We start from the raw sequence: 20778 nt of genomic DNA on the forward strand, positions 1-20778 counted from the left end.
CTCTATTTCATTTCATTATACATTAAAATATCGTGCATCTGGATGGGCGAAGACGATGGCGGATACGCTCGCTTCTGGTTCCATCATAAAGCCTTCTGTTAAGTTAACACCGATATCTTCTGGTTTTAATACCTTAAATAATTTTTCTTGGTCTTCTAAGTTTGGACATGCTGGGTAACCAAAGCTGAAGCGTTGGCCTTGATATTTCGCTGCAAAACGATCGCGCATTGTGAAATCCACACCGTCCGGGAAGCCCCATTGGTCACGAATTTCTTGGTGAATACGTTCTGCAAAGCCTTCCGCTAATTCTAATGCTGTCGCTTGTAGCGCATGACTTTCTAGGAACTTACCAGCATCTTTCAATTCACGTGCAGCAGCTGATACGCCGCGACCTGCTGTGACGACCATTAAAGCAATATAGTCCATCTCGCCCGATTCTTTCGTTTTTAGGAAGTCCGCTAAACATAGGAACGGTGCTTTGGACTGGCGCGGGAATGTGAAGCGTTCGATTTCTGTGACGCCGTCTTCCGCATAAACAACGACATCATCCCCGTCTGCTTGTGCTTTAAAGAATTGATACATTCCTGATGGCTTTAATGTTTCGTCGTTTAAATAACTATCAACAAGCTCTTTTAATTGCACCGCGCGCTCTTCGCCTTCCGCAATCGCCTTTTCAACATTTGCCTTAAAGCCAAGATGATGCCCGATTAATGTACGCATATTCACATATGGATATAAATGTGATACTGCATAATCACGCTTCACGTGACGCACTAAATCTTTCGGTGTAAATACAGGTGCATCCGCGATTGTGCGCACTGGTTTTTCTGCTACTGCCACTGGACGCTCTGCACGCTTGCTATCGGCTTCCGCGCGTTTTTCAATCGACGCTCTTAGCTCCTGTTCTAGCTTTGGACGCTCTTGCGGATTCATTAAACGATTCGCCACATCTAAGCCTTCCATCGCATCTTTCGAATAAATGACAGGACCATCATAATTTGGCGCAATTTTTGTTTCCGTAAAGCGACGTGAAAGCGCAGCACCACCGACCATAATTGGCACATCAATCCCCGCCTCTTTAAAGTCTTGTGCTGTTAATACCATTTGCTGTGCAGATTTTACAAGCAAGCCTGATAATCCGACAAAGTCTGGTTCCTCACGACGAATCGCTTCAATTAGTTCAGCCGGTGTTACTTTAATGCCTAAGTCTACTACTTTAAAGCCATTGTTCGATAAAATGATATCTACTAAGTTTTTGCCGATATCATGTACGTCCCCTTTAACTGTTGCCAGGACCATTTTTCCTTTGCTTGCGGATTCATCGTTTTTCTCCATAAATTGCTCCAGATGTGCAACGGCAGCTTTCATCACCCCTGCTGATTGCAATACTTCGGCAACGATAAGTTGGTTTGTATTAAATAAACGCCCAACTTCCGCCATCCCGTCCATTAAAGGTCCGTTAATAATATCAAGCGGTGAGTCAAATAGCTCAAGTGCTTGATCTAAGTCATCAATTAACCCTTCTTTTGTACCTTCTAAAATATAGTAAGCTAAACGCCCTTCCACTGTTTCAGGTAGGCTCGCTGCTGTTTTTTCCTTCTTTTTGTCCCGATAAAATTCTGTAAAGGCAGCTAATGTTTCATCGTTAGTACGGAAGATTAAATCATTCGCTAGCTTGATTTCCTCTTCTGGAATCGATGCATAACGCTCTAGCTTTTCTGTATTCACGATGGCATAGTCTAAGCCCGCTTGTGTACAGTGGTATAAATACACTGCATTTAATACTTCACGACCAACTGGCGGTAAACCAAATGAAATATTACTTACACCTAGTACCGTTAACACACCCGGTAGTTGCTCCTTAATGAGACGAATGCCTTCAATTGTCTCTTCCGCAGCACCGATATATTGTTCATCCCCTGTACCAACTGGGAACATGAGTGGGTCAAAAATAATATCCTCCGGTGAAATGCCCCATTTTTGTGTCAATAAATCATGTGAACGTTTCGCTACCTCTAATTTTTTCTCACGTGTTACAGCCATACCAATTTCATCAATTGTACCGACAACGACCGAAGCCCCGTACTTTTTCACAAGCGGCATCACGGCATCAAAACGCTCTTCGCCGTCCTCTAAGTTAATGGAGTTAATAATCGCTTTCCCTTGGCAGAATTTTAGCGCCTCTTCCATTACTTTTTCATCCGTTGAGTCAATGACGATTGGTACTTTTACCTTTTTGACGACTTCCGGCATGAAGTGTTTCATATCCTCTACTTCATCACGGTCTGGATTCGCTAAACAAATATCCACTACGTGTGCTCCGTTTTTCACTTGTGCACGGGCAATTTCTGCCGCTTCCTCGAATTTGCCATCAATGATTAATTGCTTAAATTTCCGTGAGCCAATCACGTTTGTACGTTCCCCAATAAATAACGGACGCATCGAATCATCATATTGTAATGGCTCAATCCCTGAAACAGCGTGACCATGCGCCTTTTCAGGCATCTGACGCGGAGCATACCCTTCCACTGCCTCGCGAATCGCGGCAATATGTGCTGGTGTCGTACCACAGCAACCACCTACAATATTGAGCCAGCCTTTTTCAGCAAAGCCGCGTAGCTTTTTCGATAACGAATCTGGCGTTTCATGATAGCAACCTTCCTCGTCTGGAAGCCCTGCATTTGGATAACAACTAACATAACTTGTCGCTAAATCCGATAAGGAACGAATATGATCCGTCATAAATTCTGGACCTGTCGCACAGTTTAAACCAACTGATAACGGCTTAATATGCTCAATCGAAATGTAAAATGCCTCAATCGACTGACCAGCAAGCGTTGTCCCCATCGGCTCAATTGTGCCAGAAATCATCACGGGTAACTCGACACCCAGCTCATCAAACGCGCGCTGCATCGCAATCGTTGCCGCTTTTACGTTCAGCATATCCTGACTCGTCTCCAGTAAAATTAAATCAGATCCTGCTTGGACAAGTGCTCGCGCCTGCTGATAAAAGTTTTCCTCTAGCTCTTCAAATGTAATACCGCCTGTAACCGATAAGGTTTTCGTCGTCGGTCCCATTGCCCCCGCAACAAAACGTGGCCACTCTGGTGTGGAAAACTCCGCTACCGCTTCCTTCGCTAATTCGACCGCACGAATATTAATTTCATCCGCTTTATGGCCTAAATCATATTCATTTAATACAAGTGGTGTCCCACCAAATGTATTCGTACAAATAATATCCGAACCGGCTTCTAAATAAGCACGGTGAATCTTTTTTAACACATCCGGACGTGTAAGGACTAAGTTTTCGTTACAGCCATCTAATTCTTCGCCGCCAAAATCTTCCGGTGTTAAGTTTTCATTTTGTAGCATCGTCCCCATCGCACCATCAATAATGAGGATTCGCTTTTCTAGTTGTTCATAAATCGGGTGGTTACGCATTTACTTGTGCTCCTTCTCTTTTTGCATCTAGCTCTTTGACATAATCCAACAATTGAAGTGTCATATCGTATCGTAAAAATGGCGTAATTAAATAAATACCATTGAAATATTGACATGCTGTATCTAATAGTTCTTTCGCGATGGCTACACCTTCTGCCGTCGCCTTTTCTTTATCTTCCCCGCACGCTTCCATACGCGCTAGCACGTCATCCGACAGCTTAATGCCCGGCACTTCATGATGTAAAAATTCTGCACTTCTAAAGCTTGTCACTGGCATAATGCCAATATAAACGGGTGCCTCTAAATGCTTCGTCGCTTCATAAGTTTCAATTATTTTTTCCTTTGAATACACGGGTTGCGAAATAAAGTAATCACAGCCATGCTCCAGCTTTTTCTCCAAGCGGTCTACAGCACGTGCTACGACACGCACATTCGGATTAAAGGCACCCGCAACCGAGAAGTTAGCTTTTTTACGAAGTGGCTTGCCTGAAAATGAAATCCCTTCATTTAACTGTTTAATGAGTGCCATCAGCTCCATCGATGACACATCATATACACTTGTTGCCCCTGGGAAATCCCCTACCTTTGTCGGATCACCTGTAATGACTAAAAGATCATGTAGCTGCAGTGCATCAAGCCCCATTAAATGTGACTGTAAGCCAATTAAGTTACGGTCACGACACGTTAAATGTGGGAGAACACGTACCCCTTCATTTTGCAAAATAGCGGACATGGCGATGTTACTAATACGCGGTGAAGCGAGTGAGTTATCCGCCATCATAATGACATCTGCTCCGTTTTCGTAAAGTGCTTTTGCCCCTTTCACAAACCCTTCGATTTCAAGGTGACGCGGTGTATCTAGCTCTACAATCACAGAACGTTCACGTTTTGCTTTCATATGAAGCGGTTCATACTGACGTGGCTCTGGTGAACGAACAAATTCCACTGTCCCAGGCTTTTTCGCTTTTTCTGTAATGGGCTGGCTATTGGCTAAACGTTTTTTCGTCGCCTCGATATGCTTTGGCGTTGTGCCACAACAACCACCGATTAAACGTACCCCTTGCTTCACTAGCTCTTCTGCTGCCCGTGCAAAATAATCAGCCTCTGATTCATACACGACACGGCCATCTTCAACATCTAGTAGCGAGGCATTTGGATAAGCAGACAAATAAGCTCTTTCCGGTAAATTCACTTTTTCAAATGCTTGAATCGTATGGAATGGTCCTAAACGACAATTACTACCAACAATATCTGCTCCTAGTGCTTCCAGCTGACTAAGTGCATCCCCCAGTGCAATGCCCCCCTGTAAAATACCTGGCTCATGCATTGATACTTGAGCAATGATCGGCAAGTCTGTTAAGGCACGAACCGTTTGAACAGCTGCTTGGATTTCTTCGTAATCATAAAATGTCTCCAGTAAAATACCATCGACCCCACCAGCGAGTAACACCTTTGCCTGTTCGTCGATAGCCGTCACAATTTCTGCTAATGTCGCATCACTTTTACGAATACCACGAATACCACCAATTGTTCCGAGTACAAAGACGGCTTTACCTTCAGCTGCTTTTTTAGCGATTGCCACTGCTGCTTCATTAAACTCTTGCACACGACCTTCATAGCCGTAACGCGCTAATTTAATCGCATTAGCTCCGTACGTATTCGTTTGAATAATATCTGCTCCCGCTTCAATGTATTGCTCATGAATTTTCTCTACTATTTCGGGTCTTGTAACATTCATTTCCTCATGGCAATAATCTAACCCATATGAATAAAGCAGTGTCCCAATCGCGCCATCTGCCGTTAATACACGCGTCTGTAAAGCTTCAAGTAACCCCATCTATGCCCCTCTTTTCCCTATACTGAATTGCACAATTTTTCAGTTATTTTTTTCTAAAATAAAAAGCCTTCTTTGTATAAGAAGGCTATAAAATCGTCATTCCTTCTCATCTTTACGGCATTTGCCGACTGGATTTAGCACCTGACTATTGTTGGTTGCTGAAGCTTCATTGGGCCAGTCCCTCCGCTTCTCTCGATAAGAAAATATATGAATTTTGTCAATAATTAAAAGAATCATAACGTTATATGAAACGAACGTCAAGACGTTTTGCGATAGTAAACGTTTTCATGCATTATTTCTTATAAAATAGCGACAATCTGCTCGGCTGTGTGCTTCCCGTTTTGAATGCACGCACCGATCCCTACGCCAAAATAAGAGCAACCCGCAAGCAGTACATTGGGATAGCGCTTCGCTAAATCTGCCACGACAACCGATAAGGCGTCATGATGCGCTAAATCATAGCGTGGCATTTGATCGATCCACTTTGTTACCTTAACAACAGTTGGCTCATCCTGAATACCGAGACTGAGTGCAATATCCTTCCGTGCTACCGCTACAAGTTCATCATCGGTCATTGCTGCGAGTTCTGCATAGCGTGGATTCACATTTTTATAAAATAAACGTACGAGCAAATTCCCGTCAGCCGATGTATGCTTCCATTTGCGACTCGTCCAAGTAGAAGCATCACATACTAAATCGCTATTATGTGAGACGATAAAACCTGTTCCATCTGCCGGTAATATGCTATCTGGTACATCAAAACCGACATACAGTGTAATGGCAGAAGCAGTTGTAAATTTATTCAAGCTCACTTGCAACGCTTCATCCTTCAGCACTTCACGTACCGTTTCATTCGGCACAGCTAATACCACAATATCCGCTACAATCGTTTCTTCTCCTACGACCATTTCATATTGGTCGCCCATTTTCGTTACGCTATGCACTTCGGCCTTTTTCATAAATGTTACGTCAGGTAAACTTTCTTCTAACCGATCGATGATGGCCGATAGCCCATTGCGGAATGAAATGAATTTTTTATTGGCCGCCTTTTCAAACTGCTCACGGTTTGCTTCAAAACCTTTCATAATACTGCCGTACTCATTTTTATAGTCGACTAAATACGGTAATGTCGAAGCAAGGGAAAGTTGATATAAGTCCCCTGAATACACACCGGCAAGTACAGGAGCAATTTGCTTCCGTACAATTTCCTCTCCTAAGAAGTGTTCAAGAAACGCCCCAATCGAGCTTTCCTTCGTAAACGTTGTATTCGGCATCGTTGCATCTTGTAATACACGTTGCTTCGCTTCATCTGAAATTAGCGTACTTGCTTGCAAGGATTCGATACTCATCGGAATGCCGAACGTAGAACCTGCTGGAATCGCGTGCAGTTCATTATTTGTATGAATATAGGAAACGCCTGTCTCATTGTAGACAAGCTCTGATTCAAACCCTAACTCACGAACTAACTCCAACACACCTGGATGACGTGCGACCATAGAATCAGCGCCGGTTTCCATAATGAAACCATCCTCGTGCGTGGAATGAATTTTACCACCTAAGTATTCATTGCGCTCAATCAAAACTAACTTCGCTTCTATGTTTTTTTCTTTCATTTGGCGTTTCACATAATGCATCGTGCATAACCCTGTAATGCCGCCCCCAACAACTACTATCGTCTTCATATTGACCTCTCCTATACGGTAGAAATATCCTACATACAGTATAAACCTTTTCGAGAGCAAATAACGGGACTTTGTATTACAAAATAAAGAAAAGTATTCCCCAAATAGCGGAGAATACTTTATTCATTTAGTTCTTGTGAAATATAGACTAGTTTATCGGCGGAGTTCGTGACCGCATCAAAAGCAATCGAAAGTTGACTAATGACACTGCAAAGGTCTTGAATTTTTTGCTCAATTAAACCATTTTGGGTTTTCGTGTCACTCATGGAACATAAAATATGCGCAAATTTTTGCTCTGTTTGTCGCATGTCTTCCTCACCAAATTGAACGTCTTGCTGAATTCGTGCTAGAGAACGCTCCAATTTTTCCGTCCGTTCATTTGTATCGTTCAATAAATTCCCTACTGTATCAATAGAACATTTCGTTTGCTCTGCCAATTTTCGCACTTCATTGGCCACGACGGCAAACCCTTTGCCAGCCTCCCCTGCACGCGCCGCTTCAATCGAGGCATTCAGCGCTAACAGATTCGTCTGATTTGCGATATTTGTGACAATCGCCATGATGTTTTCCATTTGCTTTGTCATATCCGTTAAACGATGCACATCACGTGCTACTTCATCGACAGAGGAAGCAATCGTCATCATATTCGCGGATTGGGCATGCATTTGGTCTTTTCCTTCAATTGCTTGCCGTTCTGTTGCACATGAAATTTCATTTGTACGCTTTGCATAGGCTACGAGTTCTTCTGTTTGCACATTTAACTGTTGATAGGAGGCATTGGTTTGTTGCGCAATGTCCGCTAAACTTTCTGCCGATTCCACAATCGCATGACCTACTGCTGCTTTTTGGTTATTTACCGCATTTTTGGATTCTTCTACGTACGCTTCAAATGCTTCTAATACAAGCTGTTGCTCCAAATTCAAGATTTTCGAAACAGCTAATAACGTTTGAAACTGATCTTCCGTATGCGGGATGTATTGTTTTATATATTCCATAAAAGACAGATTCAACGTTTGAAAGGCTGCAATATAGCTTTGTGTCGGTAAGCCGATATGCACATGTACACGTGCAATACGCTCACGCTTGTGGAAAAACGTTTCATCGATGACACCACAAAACATTTCATATATGTGCTTTTTCAACGTTATTTTTAACCGTTCAACTGTACTATGGTCATCAATAATTTTAATGAGACCAGGATTCATTCCGAGCACATCATAAAAACGATTCACAATTTCATTAATATTTTTTTCAACATACGGTTGAAAGGCACATAAATATTTTAAATCCACGTCCGTTAAATTTAACATAGTCAGTTGTTGTTTTAGTTTCGGATGTTTGTCTATTTGAATTTTCACTTGAAATAAATCGATGTTGATGCGTTCTTGATGTAATGTCTTTTTAAAAAACATTGAATCACGCTTCTTTCACTTTTTTAAATTACCCCTTTAAAGATTACTATGTTTATGCGCTGATACAAGCGGAAATTTTATTTATACTCCAAATTAAGGAATTAGTCTCCCGTCAATTTGTCCTATATAAATCTACAGAAAGAACTATTATTCATTTTTAATTTCCAAAAAGTGCCACATGAATACTTTAGACCTATACCTAACGACATAAACAATACTGTATATGCGACACAAATAGACGAAAGAACAAAAATTGGCACCTTAAAAATTTTTAAGGCGCCAATTTCTCTATCCATTGCTGTATCTCAACTTCTAAAGTAGCTACACGTTTTTCAAAATAAGCGATTCGATCGTCTGCTCGATTCATGACCGTACTATTTTGCACAAGCATATCAATCACATCCTGTGTAAATAATCGCAATGTGCGTAAACCAGCCTCTAACTTCCGTACTTCCTTTCCATAAGTCAACAGCGTACTATACGTCGTTTCTTCGTTCTTTAGTTCTTTTCGATGATGGAAGATGATTTCATCTAACTTACGAAACCGATTATGTTGAGCATCTTGAATTTCTACTACTTTTTCTGTATATTTCTTTGCCCCAATCAAATCCATACCGACATCTTTATACGATTCAAATCGCTTCATCATTGCACTTAACTCTGCTACATCTTGTTGTTGTTCCTGTAAAATCCCACGTAATGCGCTAATATGCTCTATCTGATGGATAGTCGTTTCTGAGGATGCATTTGCCATTACAACATCACCTCTTTGTTATAATTTCCTACTTATCATTCTACCTGAAAAGTTTTTTTATGTGTTATATGAGACGCTTCACTAAAATATATACTTGACCGCACATTTCGCTACGAGCGGACACTTTCCGCGGGCTTGGCTTCAATCTCCTTGTCACTACGTTCCTGCGGGGCTTTCAGCTCAAGCTCATCCCGCAGGAGTCGCCGCTCTTCACTGCATGTGCTTTTAAATCTATCTCTCTTTTTTAATCCAGAACATATTTTGGTATTGAACCTTATAATGAGACGCTTCTTTATCCATTCAACCTGAGTCTTTGTTGTACTGCTTTGTCTATTCTCCTACCATTCCTGGCGTGCTTCTTCTAGTTGTATTTGAGCCGCTTTATGCCACTTTGTCGCCTCTTCGACACTAACTGGTACACACTCGCCTGTTTCATACATATACGCTAAGTTTACCTTTGCTTGGTAATCCCCGAGTAGCGCTGCCTGCTTATAATACGAAATCGCCTTATGGCCATCTTGTGTGACAGCGATTCCCTTTTCATATAAATACCCTAAATTATAAATCGCATCAATATGAAACTGCTCCGCTGCCGCTTCAAACCATGTCAACGCTTGTTGTCCGTCTTGCGCTTTTCCAAGTAAGCCGTCTAAGTAAATACAGCCCATGCGATACTGTGCATCATCATAGCCTGCTAGCGCGGATTGTTCATAATAACGATAGGCACGGGCTTCATCTACTTGTGTACCAAGCCCTTGCTCATGCATGATCCCTAATGTAAACATCGCTTCTACTATGCCTTTTTCTGCTGCATACGTGAACCAGTAAAATGCTTGTTCTTCGTTCACCTCAACGGATTCACCATTGAAATACATATCCGCTAAATTATTTGCCGCATCAGCATGACCTTGCGTTGCGGCACACGTATACAACTCAAACGCCTTCTGCTCATTGACTTGTACCCCATCGCCTGCGTAATAGCAGTTCGCTAATTCATATTGTGCGGGTGCATAGTGCTGATTCGCAGCCTTTGTCAGCCAAGAAACCGCTTCTTTCGCCCATTCTTTCTCTTTCAGCACCATCGCCACAGCATACATTGATGGCACATCTTCTGCTAACGCCTTTAAAAACGTTTCATACGATTCCTTACCCGCTAATTGAAATATTGATTGCTCATCCATCACGATTCTCCTCTAAAGTACTCAATTAAAAACTCTTTAAATTCATTCGCTGCCGGTGACAAATAACGTCCCTTTGCCCAAGCAAGTCCAATTTTCCGCACACAACTCGGATAACTGACCGAAATTTTCTTAATGTTATAATTCTCAAGCCCTTTAATATTCGGAATAATGGATACACCTAACCCCGCTCCTACAAATCCAGCTAATGTGTGCATTTCCTCTCCCGAAAACGTCGTCTTTGCCACAACTCCGGCTTCTTTTAAGCGCTTATCAATAAATTGGCGAAGGGAGTTTCCTCTTTTTATAGAAATGAAAGGCTCATCTTTAATTTCGTGCAATGCAATCCTATCTTTACTCGCTAGTGGATGCCCAGCAGGAACGATGACATACAATTCCTCACTCCATAATTCCACCCACTCAATATCAATCAACTTCGACTCAATTTCTTGCGATAAGCACAAATCAATTGCCCCTTCTTCCAGACGCTTCAATAAATTCAATGACGTTGCTTGTGTTAATGAAAATTCCATATTCGGGTATACGTCCGCTACAACGGCCATTAACTCTGGCACAACTTCCATTCCTAGCGTATGAATAAAACCAAAAGCTACTTCACCATGTCCTGGTTTTGTAATATCGCCAAATTCCTGCATTACTTTTGCATATTCCGCTAAAATAACTTCCACGCTTTCTAAAAACAGTTCTCCGTAACGATTTAAATAAATCGAACGCCCTTGCCGATCAAAAAGCGGCACACCAAGCTCTTGTTCAATATTTGAGATCGATTTACTTAGTGCAGGCTGTGAAATACTTAGCTTCTCGGCAGCACGTGTCATATGCTGCAACTGCGCCACTGTTTTAAAATATTGCAACTGCTGAATCTCCATAACGGGCTCCTTTTATTTATAACTAAATGTTATTGAAATAATAGAAATAATAAATTGTACTTATGTATTTATACTACTATAATAGCAATAAAGAAATGAATTCATATCAAATTTTTTTAAAAATTACAACTGTTTTTTCTGAATTTTCGATTGATTGTCACATTTCCTTACATCAAACAAACACATTTTATCACGTATTTAAAAGGAGTCTGTATTAAAATGAAAATCATTCCACCGAAACCATTTACATTTGAGGCTGGTAAACGCGCTGTACTACTATTACACGGCTTTACTGGTAATACAAACGATGTAAAGCGTCTTGGTCGATATTTAACAGATCGCAACTATACAGTACATGCACCACTTTATAAAGGGCATGGCGTCGATCCAAAAACATTAATTCAAACAAACCCAACTGAATGGTGGGATAGCGTAATTGAAGGTTACGATACTTTACGTAACTTAGGCTATGAAGAAATTGCCGTTGCCGGTGTATCACTTGGTGGTATTTTCTCATTAAAGCTTGGTGTTGAACGTCCAACGAAAGCAATTGTCACAATGTCTGCACCAGCAATCGCTAAAAGTCCTGAAAGCTTACAACAGCGCATCGTGGAGTATGCTATTAATTACAAAAAACTAGCAGGTACTTACAACCCAGCTGAAGATCAACCAGAACGCGTTGCGGATTTAGTTCGAATGCCTTCACTTGACTATTTACAAGGAATGATTAATGATACGAGTAGCAAATTAGACACTATCCAAATACCGGTACATATTTTACGCGGTTTACAAGATGATGACTATTATTGTGAAAGTGCAGATTTGATTTACAGCTCTGTCAAATCACGTATTAAATCGGTTAAAACATTTATCAATTCTGGTCACATTTTAACATTAGGTCAAGAACGCGATTTAGTATTTGAAGAAGTTTATCGCTTCTTTGAAGGTTTAAAATGGAAGGAATAAGTATATAACTTCATTATCCCCAGCAGAATACCCCTTCTGCTATATATATTAGGCGGATTTCTATCCGTGAAAATAAGCGACGAGGAAGATTCCCCATCTTTCCTCGCCGCTTATTTTAATCTTCTAAAACAACCGCTTCGTAGAAGTTCACAATAATTTTCGCTGCTTGCGCGCGCGTTAAATAACCTGCCGGATTAAATTTCCCTGTGTTCCCTACACCCGTCGCAATGTCAAAATCATATAAGAACGTAATCGCCTGTTTATATTCATCATTATACGTCTCAATATCTGTAAACGGCGCTACTTGTGTTGGTTCATATTGTTCCCCTGTGATATGAATATATGCTCGGTGCATCATCATCGCCACCTCAGCACGTGTAATTTTTTCACTCGGCTTAAATAATGACCCTACTCCTTTAACAATTTCCGCTTCATATGCTGCCGCCACTTCCGATTGCGTCTCGATCGCATACGTTGTCATGTCTTGAAATGGTACAGCTGCCGTTGCTTCTAATTGTAAAGCACGAGCTAAAATAGACGTAATTTGCACACGTGTTAACGAATCATTCGGCTTAAATGCACCATTGCTATACCCTTTCATTAAGCCGTATTTCGCTACATCCACAGCATAAGGATATGCCCAATTATCTCGTGGAATATCCGTAAAATCAGGTAATACTTCTGGTAGCGGCATTAGCCTAATATATTCAAGTACCGGCTCGGCAAATTGTTCCGCCACTACCTCATATCCGGCCTCGCTTAAATGGATATTTTGTGGATTCGGTAAATACGCTTTAACATTCGATGCTACCACATCTGCCACTTTGACAAAATACATGTCGTTTACTTCGGCTACTTGCTGAATCGCTGTATCCATCATCATCACAAGTAGGTTTAATTGCTTCGTCGCATCTTCTACATACGGGAATGGATTATAATACCCCATCACAAATACATCTGCTGTCGGATTTAACTGTGCAATCCGCTTTAAAATCGCGTCATAATTGGCCACTGCTCGCTCAATGGCTTGCGTCACTTGTTGTACATCAAATTGCATTTCGCCGGCTTCATTGCGTGTTAAATTTTTTAACACATCATTTGCACCAATACTAATCGTAATTACATCCGCTTTTTTCACTTCATCTAACAGCGATACTTGCTCGGCTGTTTCAGAAGAAGGTTTGACTACATCTGATTTTAGCTCTTTCAACACATCATCTGTCGTATAACGAGGAAAAGCAAATCCTTTATTATACGATGCCAGTAAGTTCTCTTCCTCTAACATTTGTGCTAAATAATCCGCATACCCTTGTCCAATTTCACCTGTTTCAATTATCCCTGCTGCAAGTGAGTCACCCAATGCCACATAATGTGCTGGCTCCCCTTTATTGCCCGTCATAGCTGCTGCTGGACTCACTACTAGTTGAAATGTTAATAGTAAGATTGCTACCCATTTTACTACGCGCAAACTAACGCCTCCTTTAATAAGATTACTAATCTAGTATTATATAAAAGCACAAGTTTTTCCTGCATAAATAAAAAAATAAAGGCTAACTCAGTTGGTCAGCCTCTTCATTTTTAAACTTTCTTGATAGTAAAATACTCCTCAAGCAGTAGCCAATTTTGTGGGAATGATAAGCCGAGCTTCCAGTAACCGATCCCGCGCAGCTTGAACTCTTTTAAAAGCAGAAATTTTGCCTGGATCGATCGAGCATCTTCAAACCAGACGATATGCTCTTTTCCTTCATCATCTACATATTCAATAAACGGCGCCTGGGCTGTCGTATCATATTGAATACTTGCATTATAGCGGACCGCAAGTTGAATCGCGGCTTGTGGGCTAACGGCGCGTGCATAGGCCCCTCCTGGCACAAATGGCAATGTCCAATCATAGCCGTATAAATTTTGGCCCATGACAATTTTATTTGGTGGCATTTCCGTCACGGCATAATTTAATACACGCTCTACTTCTTTAATCGGTGATACAGGGAGCGGCGGACCAGCTGAATAGCCCCATTCATACGTCATTAGCATCACAAAATCGACTATTTGCCCTACCGCTTTATAATCATGTGCAACAAACCACTCACCTGGTTGATCTGCACGTGTTTTCGGCGCTAGCGCTACGCACACAACAAGGTTTACCTCATGAAGCTGCTCAACCGCTCTTTGTAAAAACTGATTATACGCCGTCCGTTGATCGCCTGGTATATGCTCCAAATCAAACATGACAGCTTTTACTCCGCCCAACTGTTCTGCGTATGAAATAATATTTTCTAACATCAACTCTTGGACAGCCGTGCTTTGTAAAATATCACTTACTAAATCCCCACTAAACTGCCCTGCCTCTAAATTTGTCACAACTAACATCACGGCAGCACCTGTCGTTTCCACAATATTTTCTATGCCATTGCTCGGTGGTGTACGAAGACTGCCATCTCGCTTTGCTTCTAAGCTAAATAAACTTAAATACGTGAGATTTCTGCTGGCATCCATTGCTTGTTGGAGTAATAGCGCACTGATTTCATCGCCACGTGGTTCTAAAAATGCGAGTGCCTCTATTTCTGTTTTAGGACGTGGTGGAATATATAATTGTATGCCAATCGCTAAAGGCGCATTTACATTAAGCCGATTGATTTGCGCTAACGTATTGACTTCTAAGCCGAAACGTTGCGCAATGCGATATAGACTATCTCCCGGTTGCACCCAATAAAAGCTGCCATATATCGGTATGACAAGCGCCTGTCCCACAACAAGTTGATTCGGATTCCGCAATTCATTTGCCTGTGCAATCGCCTGGGCTGTCGTACGATATGCCTGAGCGATACCATAGAGTGACTGCCCCGGTTGTACAACATGAATTTGCATACACTTCCCCCTCTTCGACTACAATATGCCATCCAGAACATGTACATTCCATGTTCTTGGATTTTAAATCATAAAAACCCTCTCCGCTCAATTTGAGGAAAAGGGTTCGGATGATAGGGAATCAATCATTTCTAAAAGGAACGGCATATTCGTTTTGCGGCTTAAGGAGTGATTACTTTCCATAATATACTCCCAGGAGTGCTTATATTTATCTGTGTATAGGCCTTCTTGCTTGCCCTCTACAAATTGCCATAAAAACTGATCAATATTCGCATGGAATTGCTCTAAAAATTGATCCACTTTATCGAGCTTTTCATAGCCCTTCGTATTGCGCTCGTCCCACAATACATGGTCTAAGTTCGTTGAAAAATAATACAGCTGATACGGAATTTTAATGGATCTAATCGAAAAATGATGATCTGCAAACAAAATACGAATATTTTGCGCCTTTTGTTCATTTCGCTGTTGAATCATCTGCTTTTTATTGTCATCCGATACAACAATGCTTTCCTCATCATAAAACAAATTCTTTTCCGCCGTGCTATCCACAACGACTTGATCATCTACAACAAAGCAACCATCTGTATCCGTAAAATGAAGTACTGCTAACACATCATTCGGTAAAAAACGATATTTCTCCAAGTAGTTTCTGATTAACTGTCCGACTACTTTTTTAATATTTTTCTTATTTCGTAAATCCGACAACACATCTCCCGCTTGTACATGAATTCTCACTTCTATATCCGTAAAGCGCTCTTGCAAATAATCGTAAAAAATCGCTTCCTCTGTCTGTCCTTCCACAATAATTAAAATGACTTTTTTCACTCTTCACCCCTCCTCGCTTTCCAAAAAGCTTTCTTAATATGGAATGATTTCGTGTCTTCATAAACGCACTCGTCTTGTCCGCCTAGCTGAATCGCACGTAAGTACACATCACGTGTATTATGAAGTGTTTTCACTCCTTTTAACTGAATGTATCGTCTCTGCTCATTGGACGTTGTGAACCATAAATCTTTAGTCGTCAACACTTCCAGTAAGCGTAAATTATGGGATGTGAAAAATAACTGTCCTTGCCCGGCTTCTGCAATGATTTTTAATAATTCACCTAATAAATACTCGAATACACCCGAATCTAGCTCATCGATAACAATACAAGCATTTGGCTTATTATAAGCAGCGGCAAGAGCGCTTAGTACAGCAATAATTTTTAAAATACCTTCTGACTCTGTTCGCAGTGGCAACACACGCCCGTTTCGATTCGATAAAAATTCAAATCGTACCCCTTGTTCGCCATTATCTAAAAGTTGCGTTGCTATTTCGCGCACTTCCACTTTTAATCCTGGAATAACAGCCGACAGCACATAGTTAATTTGTTCAATGACCTGACAGAGTGTGTCATACAATGGCTTCGGTAATAGCGCAGGCTCCGATAAATTGTATGGAATCATGCCGCGTGACTGTTCTAAGTAAACACTAAATGGCATCAAATATTTCGTCATAACAAAACCGATATTTTCATTATTAATGACATACAAATCACGGTTAAAGTCCTGTGTTAAGCTTTGAATGAGCTGCCACTCCACTTCCTTTAAATAGCTTTCCAACATCGGCTGTAGCTCTTTATGGAAAAGAAAAGAAGTACTTTCTCTCTCAGACAATTGGTTCGTTACCATGACCGCTATTTTATCTTGTTGTTTCATTTCTTCTACTGTTTGCATACGAATTTGGATATGTTGCCCGTCTTTCTTCGCGAGCAGTTTCATGCGCTTTCTCGGCGCATTTTCACGGTAATGTAACTCCTCGACAACCGGGTACAGTCTGTTCACTCCGCGCACTAACTCCACATGATATTGGACAAAAAATTCCCCGCATTGATTGCGCACGAGAAAATCGAATGTTAATTTTGCTCGTTCTGCTTCAATATGAATTAAATGCTTCGATATAGGCGGTAACTTCTCTTCGGTTACCGCACTCGACAGTAATATTTTAAGCAGCTCAAACGCATTGACAACCGTCGTCTTGCCAGAACCATTTTGTCCGTACAATCCCATTACGTTCGCTTTTCTCATCTGTTTAAAATCGACATGCAGTTGGATTTCCCCAAACGCGACATTTTTTAAGTTTTCGATTACAATACGCTCTACTTTGACAATTGTCTCCATACAAACACCCAATCAACTTTTTTGCTTATTATAGTCAATTTATATAGAAAAATTAACTTTTCCTTGTTTAATTATTCCTTACACTGTCTACTTAGCAAACATAGACGTACATACGTTCAATTTATTTTATAGGGACGTATGTGATAGTTTACTGTTTTGTAGATGAATAGGTTTAACCGTCTTATAATACTCATAACATAAAAGAATAATTAAGATGATTTCAACTATTCCCCCAGCGTAATACATGAATACGCCACCTTCCTCCGCTTGTAATCGCTCTACTGAAGATGGTGGATTCGCATAAATCCATTTCGCTAAAATATTATGTCCGGCAATCGCTACTATAAGTACAACGGCACGTAGGTGAAAAGGTGCTTTATGTGGGGAGAAATCCACAGAAATAAGCGTTGTCGTAAATACATAACCCGCTAGGAAAATGTGCACATGTACAAGGATAAAAACAAGTAACGACGTATGCATCCATACATATAGATCCGTTGTATACAGAACCCACAGACCGCCAATATTTAAAATCGTGGCTGTCACTGGATGGCTAATAAAGCGTGCAGGTGCACTCTTTAAAAATTGCGTCAATACCCGTGCAAGTGATACAGGTAATGTTCTTAATATTAGAAGCATTGGCTTTGCGAGTACGATGAATAACGGACCTACCATCCCTAATAGTAAATGTGTATACATATGCGCTACAAAGCTATAATGCGCTTTTTCTGCCAATGGTCCAGCGATGGAAAACGTAATAGCCAATACACCGCCTACCCAAAATAGGATGCGATAAAGTGACCAGGAACGTTTTTTCACATAGTTTAAAAAAACAGTGACGATATATAAAGTAGCTAACACTAAAAAGATGAATGCACCGCCTGCTATGCTGACTGACTGATACGGTGGGTGGTGTATATGTAAAAGCATCATATTGCATGCACCACCTTTTGATTTTTCACTTGTTTTAATATGACGAGACCAACGATAATCATGATAACCGCAAGTACATTCCATACAAGGTCATAATAAAAAATCTCTACATGATAACGAATTTGATGTAATCTAAATATTTTGTGCTGAATAATGCCGTCATACAGCTGAAATGTGCCCGCGCCAAGCTGCGAAGCGCCAAACCAACGCTTTCTCTGCCAAGCACTACTTCTGCGTAAATGTGCAACCATAAAAAGTGAAGCTACTGTCGCAAACCAACTAAACGCATGAAACAAACCATCTGATATAAGCCCTATGGATTTTGTTGATTTATCATAAAAATGATGCCAATTTAAAAGCTGGTGAAATACTGTTTCATCAATAAATGCCACTAAACCTAAGCCAAATAAAATACCCGACCAAAAGTTCAGTGATTCAATCTTCTTTATCTGTTCCAACTGCCAATCCCCCTCACAATCTTTATGTTGTCTATCCACCGTAAATGATTTTTATATGTTGAGCGATGTTTCCCTTTCGTGCTTAACAGCTTTATAACAAGTTCATTGATTTTCGTTTTTACTCGCCCATCTACAACCTAATTTTGGTGATACGCTCATTATTTCTAAATCTATTAAGTTCCATACCTTTTTTGATTAATAGACACTATACAGCGAATAATCCGCAATAAAAAAACACCTCTCAAGGTTTCCCTTGAGAGATGTTGATTACGATAGGTTATGAATAACATTTTGAATCGATTACTTACTCCCTGTACTAGTCGATTGTGCTACTTTAGTTAAATAATAGTGCTCTTCCCTTGCCATATGATCCGCCATTGATACAGTAAATGTTCCTAAAGCTTCTGCGCTTAGCTCCATCTCTTCTAGCTCTTTCAAAAAGGTTTTAAATAATTTAATTTCAATCTCCACATCCCGATTGAATCTGTGTAATGCGGGGAATTTACTTACATTTGTACGCAAAAAACCTGTTAACTCAACAGCTTTTAAATAAAATTGATCAAAGTGTTTCGTAAAGGTAGCGCTTTTCTCCTTTAACCTTTTTTCCACAGCATCCATCCGGTCATTAATGGCACCTGCATGACCCGAAGCATCCAAAAGCCACAGCAAATGATGATGTAATTCATGAAATAGCGGAGGAATTTTCCCTTGCTTTAAATAGGTTAATAGGCGTTCATATTCTTCTAATTCATTAACCATATGGTTGATGGAAGAAGGCGGAAGGTGGATTTTCATGTTCCCAGCTAGGTGGCGTGTAATAATGGATAGTTTGAATGCTTTTAATTGTTTGACTGCTTCCTCCGCAGTATGTGCAAAAGCAATACTATTTGTTTCGTTAAGTGCCTTTACTTGATTTAATAGTTGATCAAATTGCTGAATAAAATGAGTAGCTTTTGCAATATCCTCCTGTTCAGAAGGGTAGAGTGAATCATGAATAAACCGAGAATGATCAGCTAATATATGGAGCCAAAATCGATGTTCGGAAATCGCACTACTCAAGTAATTTTCCAGCTATATACACATCCCCTTATCCATATAATTCCCAACACTGTATGTTATACTGAATCATTTTATTAGTTATTTTTCCGTTTGACCTATTGATGCGCCCGATTGGTTCAAGGAAAACAAGGGACTGGTGACGCTGGCTAAGAGCGCCATCTCCCACTGCTTGACATTTCACTTTTTTATATCCTTATCTAAATCACGATCAAATTCCTCAGCAAATTCCGTTTGTAGATTGTGATTTCTTGCATAATGTTGATCTGTATCGTCATTTTTAATGACTTGGTTTCTAAAATAATTATGATAAAAGGCCTCACCACCTACAACAACAAGTGATGCCATAAAAGCAGCAATGACCGTACCTTCTAAATAGGTTTCATTGAATAAGTACATCACCATAATCCATACTACAAAAAAAGCAAGACCAAAGTCGGCAATTGCTGTTAATGTATTCGTTGTTCGTGGTAATAAATAGACGTCTCCAACAAATCCAATAGCAGTTAATACAATACTTGTCACTAAAATATCACGAAACGAAATATTAAAAAACAAGCCTAACACTATCCATAATACCGCTGTAGTCATGACAAATTTCACGAAAAAAGCTGTAATATACTTCACGAGTCTCTCCCCTTCGATTGTTCTTTATGTATAGACTCTCCCATTCTAAGTGCTTCATACGCTTTAGTATTACTCTGTAAATAGTACATCCATATATGTGCATTTTAATGTTCCCGCATAACGATTGACTTTAAAAGTTAGCCTCCATATGATTGACCGGATGCAGCGACTTTTTGCTCGGATACGATAGCTTTTTAACCAGCCACAGTAGAAAATTTTAAGCCGATTTATCCCTTAAGTTTTAGCATACAAAAAACCACTTCCCATCTTTTTATACTGATGAGAAGTGGTTATTGCTTTGTATGTTCATTGTCAGTAACTCGACTTTACAAAAAGAAGTGTTGAAATGTAATTTTTACGGCTTTCTAATAACTAGTGCAATTTACGAGACCCCTTTAAGGAGCAAAAACTAAAACCCCGACATGAACACAAACTAGAATCAAAACCACCAGTATAACTGGTGGTTTGCTCTGCGCGTGAAACGCTGGGTTACTGGCCCACGTCTAAAGACGCT

16 protein-coding genes, 1 pseudogene and 1 riboswitch are annotated in these 20778 nt (G+C 40.4%); of the genes and pseudogenes, 1 reads left to right on the forward strand and 16 read right to left on the reverse strand.

Annotated elements, in window-relative coordinates:
• Positions 1 to 15: 15 nt before the first annotated feature.
• From metH to AC3II9_RS16050, 8 genes and pseudogenes are all read right to left on the reverse strand, one after another.
• Positions 16 to 3441 (reverse strand): methionine synthase, encoded by a 3426-nt coding sequence (gene metH, locus AC3II9_RS16015; RefSeq protein ID WP_489157036.1) that lies wholly within the window; start codon positions 3439 to 3441, stop codon positions 16 to 18.
• Positions 3434 to 5278 (reverse strand): bifunctional homocysteine S-methyltransferase/methylenetetrahydrofolate reductase, encoded by a 1845-nt coding sequence (locus tag AC3II9_RS16020; protein ID WP_489157037.1) that lies wholly within the window; start codon positions 5276 to 5278, stop codon positions 3434 to 3436. Before AC3II9_RS16020 ends, metH begins: the two co-directional genes overlap by 8 nt.
• A 103-nt stretch (positions 5279 to 5381) precedes the next feature.
• A riboswitch (SAM riboswitch) is annotated at positions 5382 to 5480 on the reverse strand.
• Positions 5481 to 5577: 97 nt separating this feature from the next.
• A complete protein-coding gene (gene hemG / locus AC3II9_RS16025; protein ID WP_489157038.1) occupies positions 5578 to 6960 on the reverse strand; it encodes a protoporphyrinogen oxidase in 1383 nt (460 codons plus the stop codon).
• A gap of 119 nt (positions 6961 to 7079) precedes the next feature.
• Positions 7080 to 7781, reverse strand: coding sequence for a methyl-accepting chemotaxis protein (locus AC3II9_RS16030; protein ID WP_489157058.1), 702 nt, complete (start codon positions 7779 to 7781; stop codon positions 7080 to 7082).
• Between the two features lie 72 nt (positions 7782 to 7853).
• Positions 7854 to 8372, reverse strand: a pseudogene (locus tag AC3II9_RS16035) (protoglobin domain-containing protein); the annotation flags it as partial.
• A 271-nt stretch (positions 8373 to 8643) separates the two neighbouring features.
• Positions 8644 to 9126, reverse strand: a complete 483-nt coding sequence (locus AC3II9_RS16040) for a hypothetical protein (protein WP_489157039.1) — start codon at positions 9124 to 9126, stop codon at positions 8644 to 8646.
• Between the two features lie 338 nt (positions 9127 to 9464).
• Positions 9465 to 10307: a tetratricopeptide repeat protein gene (locus AC3II9_RS16045; RefSeq protein WP_489157040.1), complete on the reverse strand. Its 843-nt coding sequence runs from the start codon at positions 10305 to 10307 to the stop codon at positions 9465 to 9467.
• Positions 10307 to 11194: a LysR family transcriptional regulator gene (locus tag AC3II9_RS16050; RefSeq protein WP_391375153.1), complete on the reverse strand. Its 888-nt coding sequence runs from the start codon at positions 11192 to 11194 to the stop codon at positions 10307 to 10309. Before AC3II9_RS16050 ends, AC3II9_RS16045 begins: the two co-directional genes overlap by 1 nt.
• A 219-nt stretch (positions 11195 to 11413) precedes the next feature.
• Between AC3II9_RS16050 and AC3II9_RS16055 the strand changes: the two genes are divergently transcribed.
• A complete protein-coding gene (locus AC3II9_RS16055; protein ID WP_489157041.1) occupies positions 11414 to 12160 on the forward strand; it encodes an alpha/beta hydrolase in 747 nt (248 codons plus the stop codon).
• A 115-nt stretch (positions 12161 to 12275) separates the two neighbouring features.
• Here the strand turns inward: AC3II9_RS16055 and AC3II9_RS16060 are convergent, their stop codons facing one another.
• The 8 genes from AC3II9_RS16060 to AC3II9_RS16095 all read right to left on the reverse strand — a co-directional run bounded on the left by AC3II9_RS16060 (position 12276) and on the right by AC3II9_RS16095 (position 20264).
• The gene (locus tag AC3II9_RS16060) at positions 12276 to 13628 is read right to left on the reverse strand and encodes an S-layer homology domain-containing protein (protein WP_489157042.1); all 1353 of its coding nucleotides are present in this window, start codon (positions 13626 to 13628) and stop codon (positions 12276 to 12278) included.
• A 110-nt stretch (positions 13629 to 13738) separates the two neighbouring features.
• The gene (locus tag AC3II9_RS16065) at positions 13739 to 15028 is read right to left on the reverse strand and encodes a LysM peptidoglycan-binding domain-containing protein (protein ID WP_489157044.1); all 1290 of its coding nucleotides are present in this window, start codon (positions 15026 to 15028) and stop codon (positions 13739 to 13741) included.
• A gap of 87 nt (positions 15029 to 15115) precedes the next feature.
• Positions 15116 to 15853 (reverse strand): hypothetical protein, encoded by a 738-nt coding sequence (locus AC3II9_RS16070; RefSeq protein WP_489157045.1) that lies wholly within the window; start codon positions 15851 to 15853, stop codon positions 15116 to 15118.
• Positions 15850 to 17190 (reverse strand): AAA family ATPase, encoded by a 1341-nt coding sequence (locus tag AC3II9_RS16075; protein ID WP_489157047.1) that lies wholly within the window; start codon positions 17188 to 17190, stop codon positions 15850 to 15852. Before AC3II9_RS16075 ends, AC3II9_RS16070 begins: the two co-directional genes overlap by 4 nt.
• A 126-nt stretch (positions 17191 to 17316) precedes the next feature.
• On the reverse strand, positions 17317 to 18123 hold the full coding sequence (locus AC3II9_RS16080) for a cytochrome c oxidase assembly protein (RefSeq protein WP_489157049.1): 807 nt from the start codon (positions 18121 to 18123) through the stop codon (positions 17317 to 17319).
• Positions 18120 to 18581 carry a DUF2243 domain-containing protein gene (locus tag AC3II9_RS16085; protein WP_489157051.1) on the reverse strand — a complete coding sequence of 154 codons (462 nt, stop codon included), beginning with the start codon at positions 18579 to 18581 and terminating at the stop codon, positions 18120 to 18122. The genes AC3II9_RS16080 and AC3II9_RS16085 overlap by 4 nt, the downstream gene beginning before the upstream one ends.
• Positions 18582 to 18881: 300 nt before the next feature.
• Positions 18882 to 19652 (reverse strand): DUF2935 domain-containing protein, encoded by a 771-nt coding sequence (locus AC3II9_RS16090; protein ID WP_489157060.1) that lies wholly within the window; start codon positions 19650 to 19652, stop codon positions 18882 to 18884.
• Positions 19653 to 19817: 165 nt separating this feature from the next.
• Positions 19818 to 20264, reverse strand: a complete 447-nt coding sequence (locus AC3II9_RS16095; RefSeq protein ID WP_489157052.1) for a YndM family protein — start codon at positions 20262 to 20264, stop codon at positions 19818 to 19820.
• Positions 20265 to 20778: the final 514 nt, after the last annotated feature.

The organism is Lysinibacillus sp. RU7, assembly GCF_057837305.1.

Excerpts from the sequence above, each read along its gene's own strand:
- AC3II9_RS16045 (WP_489157040.1), bottom strand. The coding sequence starts at position 10,307 with ATGGATGAGCAATCAATATTTCAATTAGCGGGTAAGGAATCGTATGAA.
- AC3II9_RS16055 (WP_489157041.1), top strand. The coding sequence starts at position 11,414 with ATGAAAATCATTCCACCGAAACCATTTACATTTGAGGCTGGTAAACGC.
- AC3II9_RS16020 (WP_489157037.1), bottom strand. The coding sequence starts at position 5,278 with ATGGGGTTACTTGAAGCTTTACAGACGCGTGTATTAACGGCAGATGGC.
- hemG (WP_489157038.1), bottom strand. The coding sequence starts at position 6,960 with ATGAAGACGATAGTAGTTGTTGGGGGCGGCATTACAGGGTTATGCACG.
- AC3II9_RS16080 (WP_489157049.1), bottom strand. The coding sequence starts at position 18,123 with ATGATGCTTTTACATATACACCACCCACCGTATCAGTCAGTCAGCATA.
- AC3II9_RS16075 (WP_489157047.1), bottom strand. The coding sequence starts at position 17,190 with ATGGAGACAATTGTCAAAGTAGAGCGTATTGTAATCGAAAACTTAAAA.
- AC3II9_RS16065 (WP_489157044.1), bottom strand. The coding sequence starts at position 15,028 with ATGCAAATTCATGTTGTACAACCGGGGCAGTCACTCTATGGTATCGCT.
- AC3II9_RS16040 (WP_489157039.1), bottom strand. The coding sequence starts at position 9,126 with ATGGCAAATGCATCCTCAGAAACGACTATCCATCAGATAGAGCATATT.
- metH (WP_489157036.1), bottom strand. The coding sequence starts at position 3,441 with ATGCGTAACCACCCGATTTATGAACAACTAGAAAAGCGAATCCTCATT.
- AC3II9_RS16050 (WP_391375153.1), bottom strand. The coding sequence starts at position 11,194 with ATGGAGATTCAGCAGTTGCAATATTTTAAAACAGTGGCGCAGTTGCAG.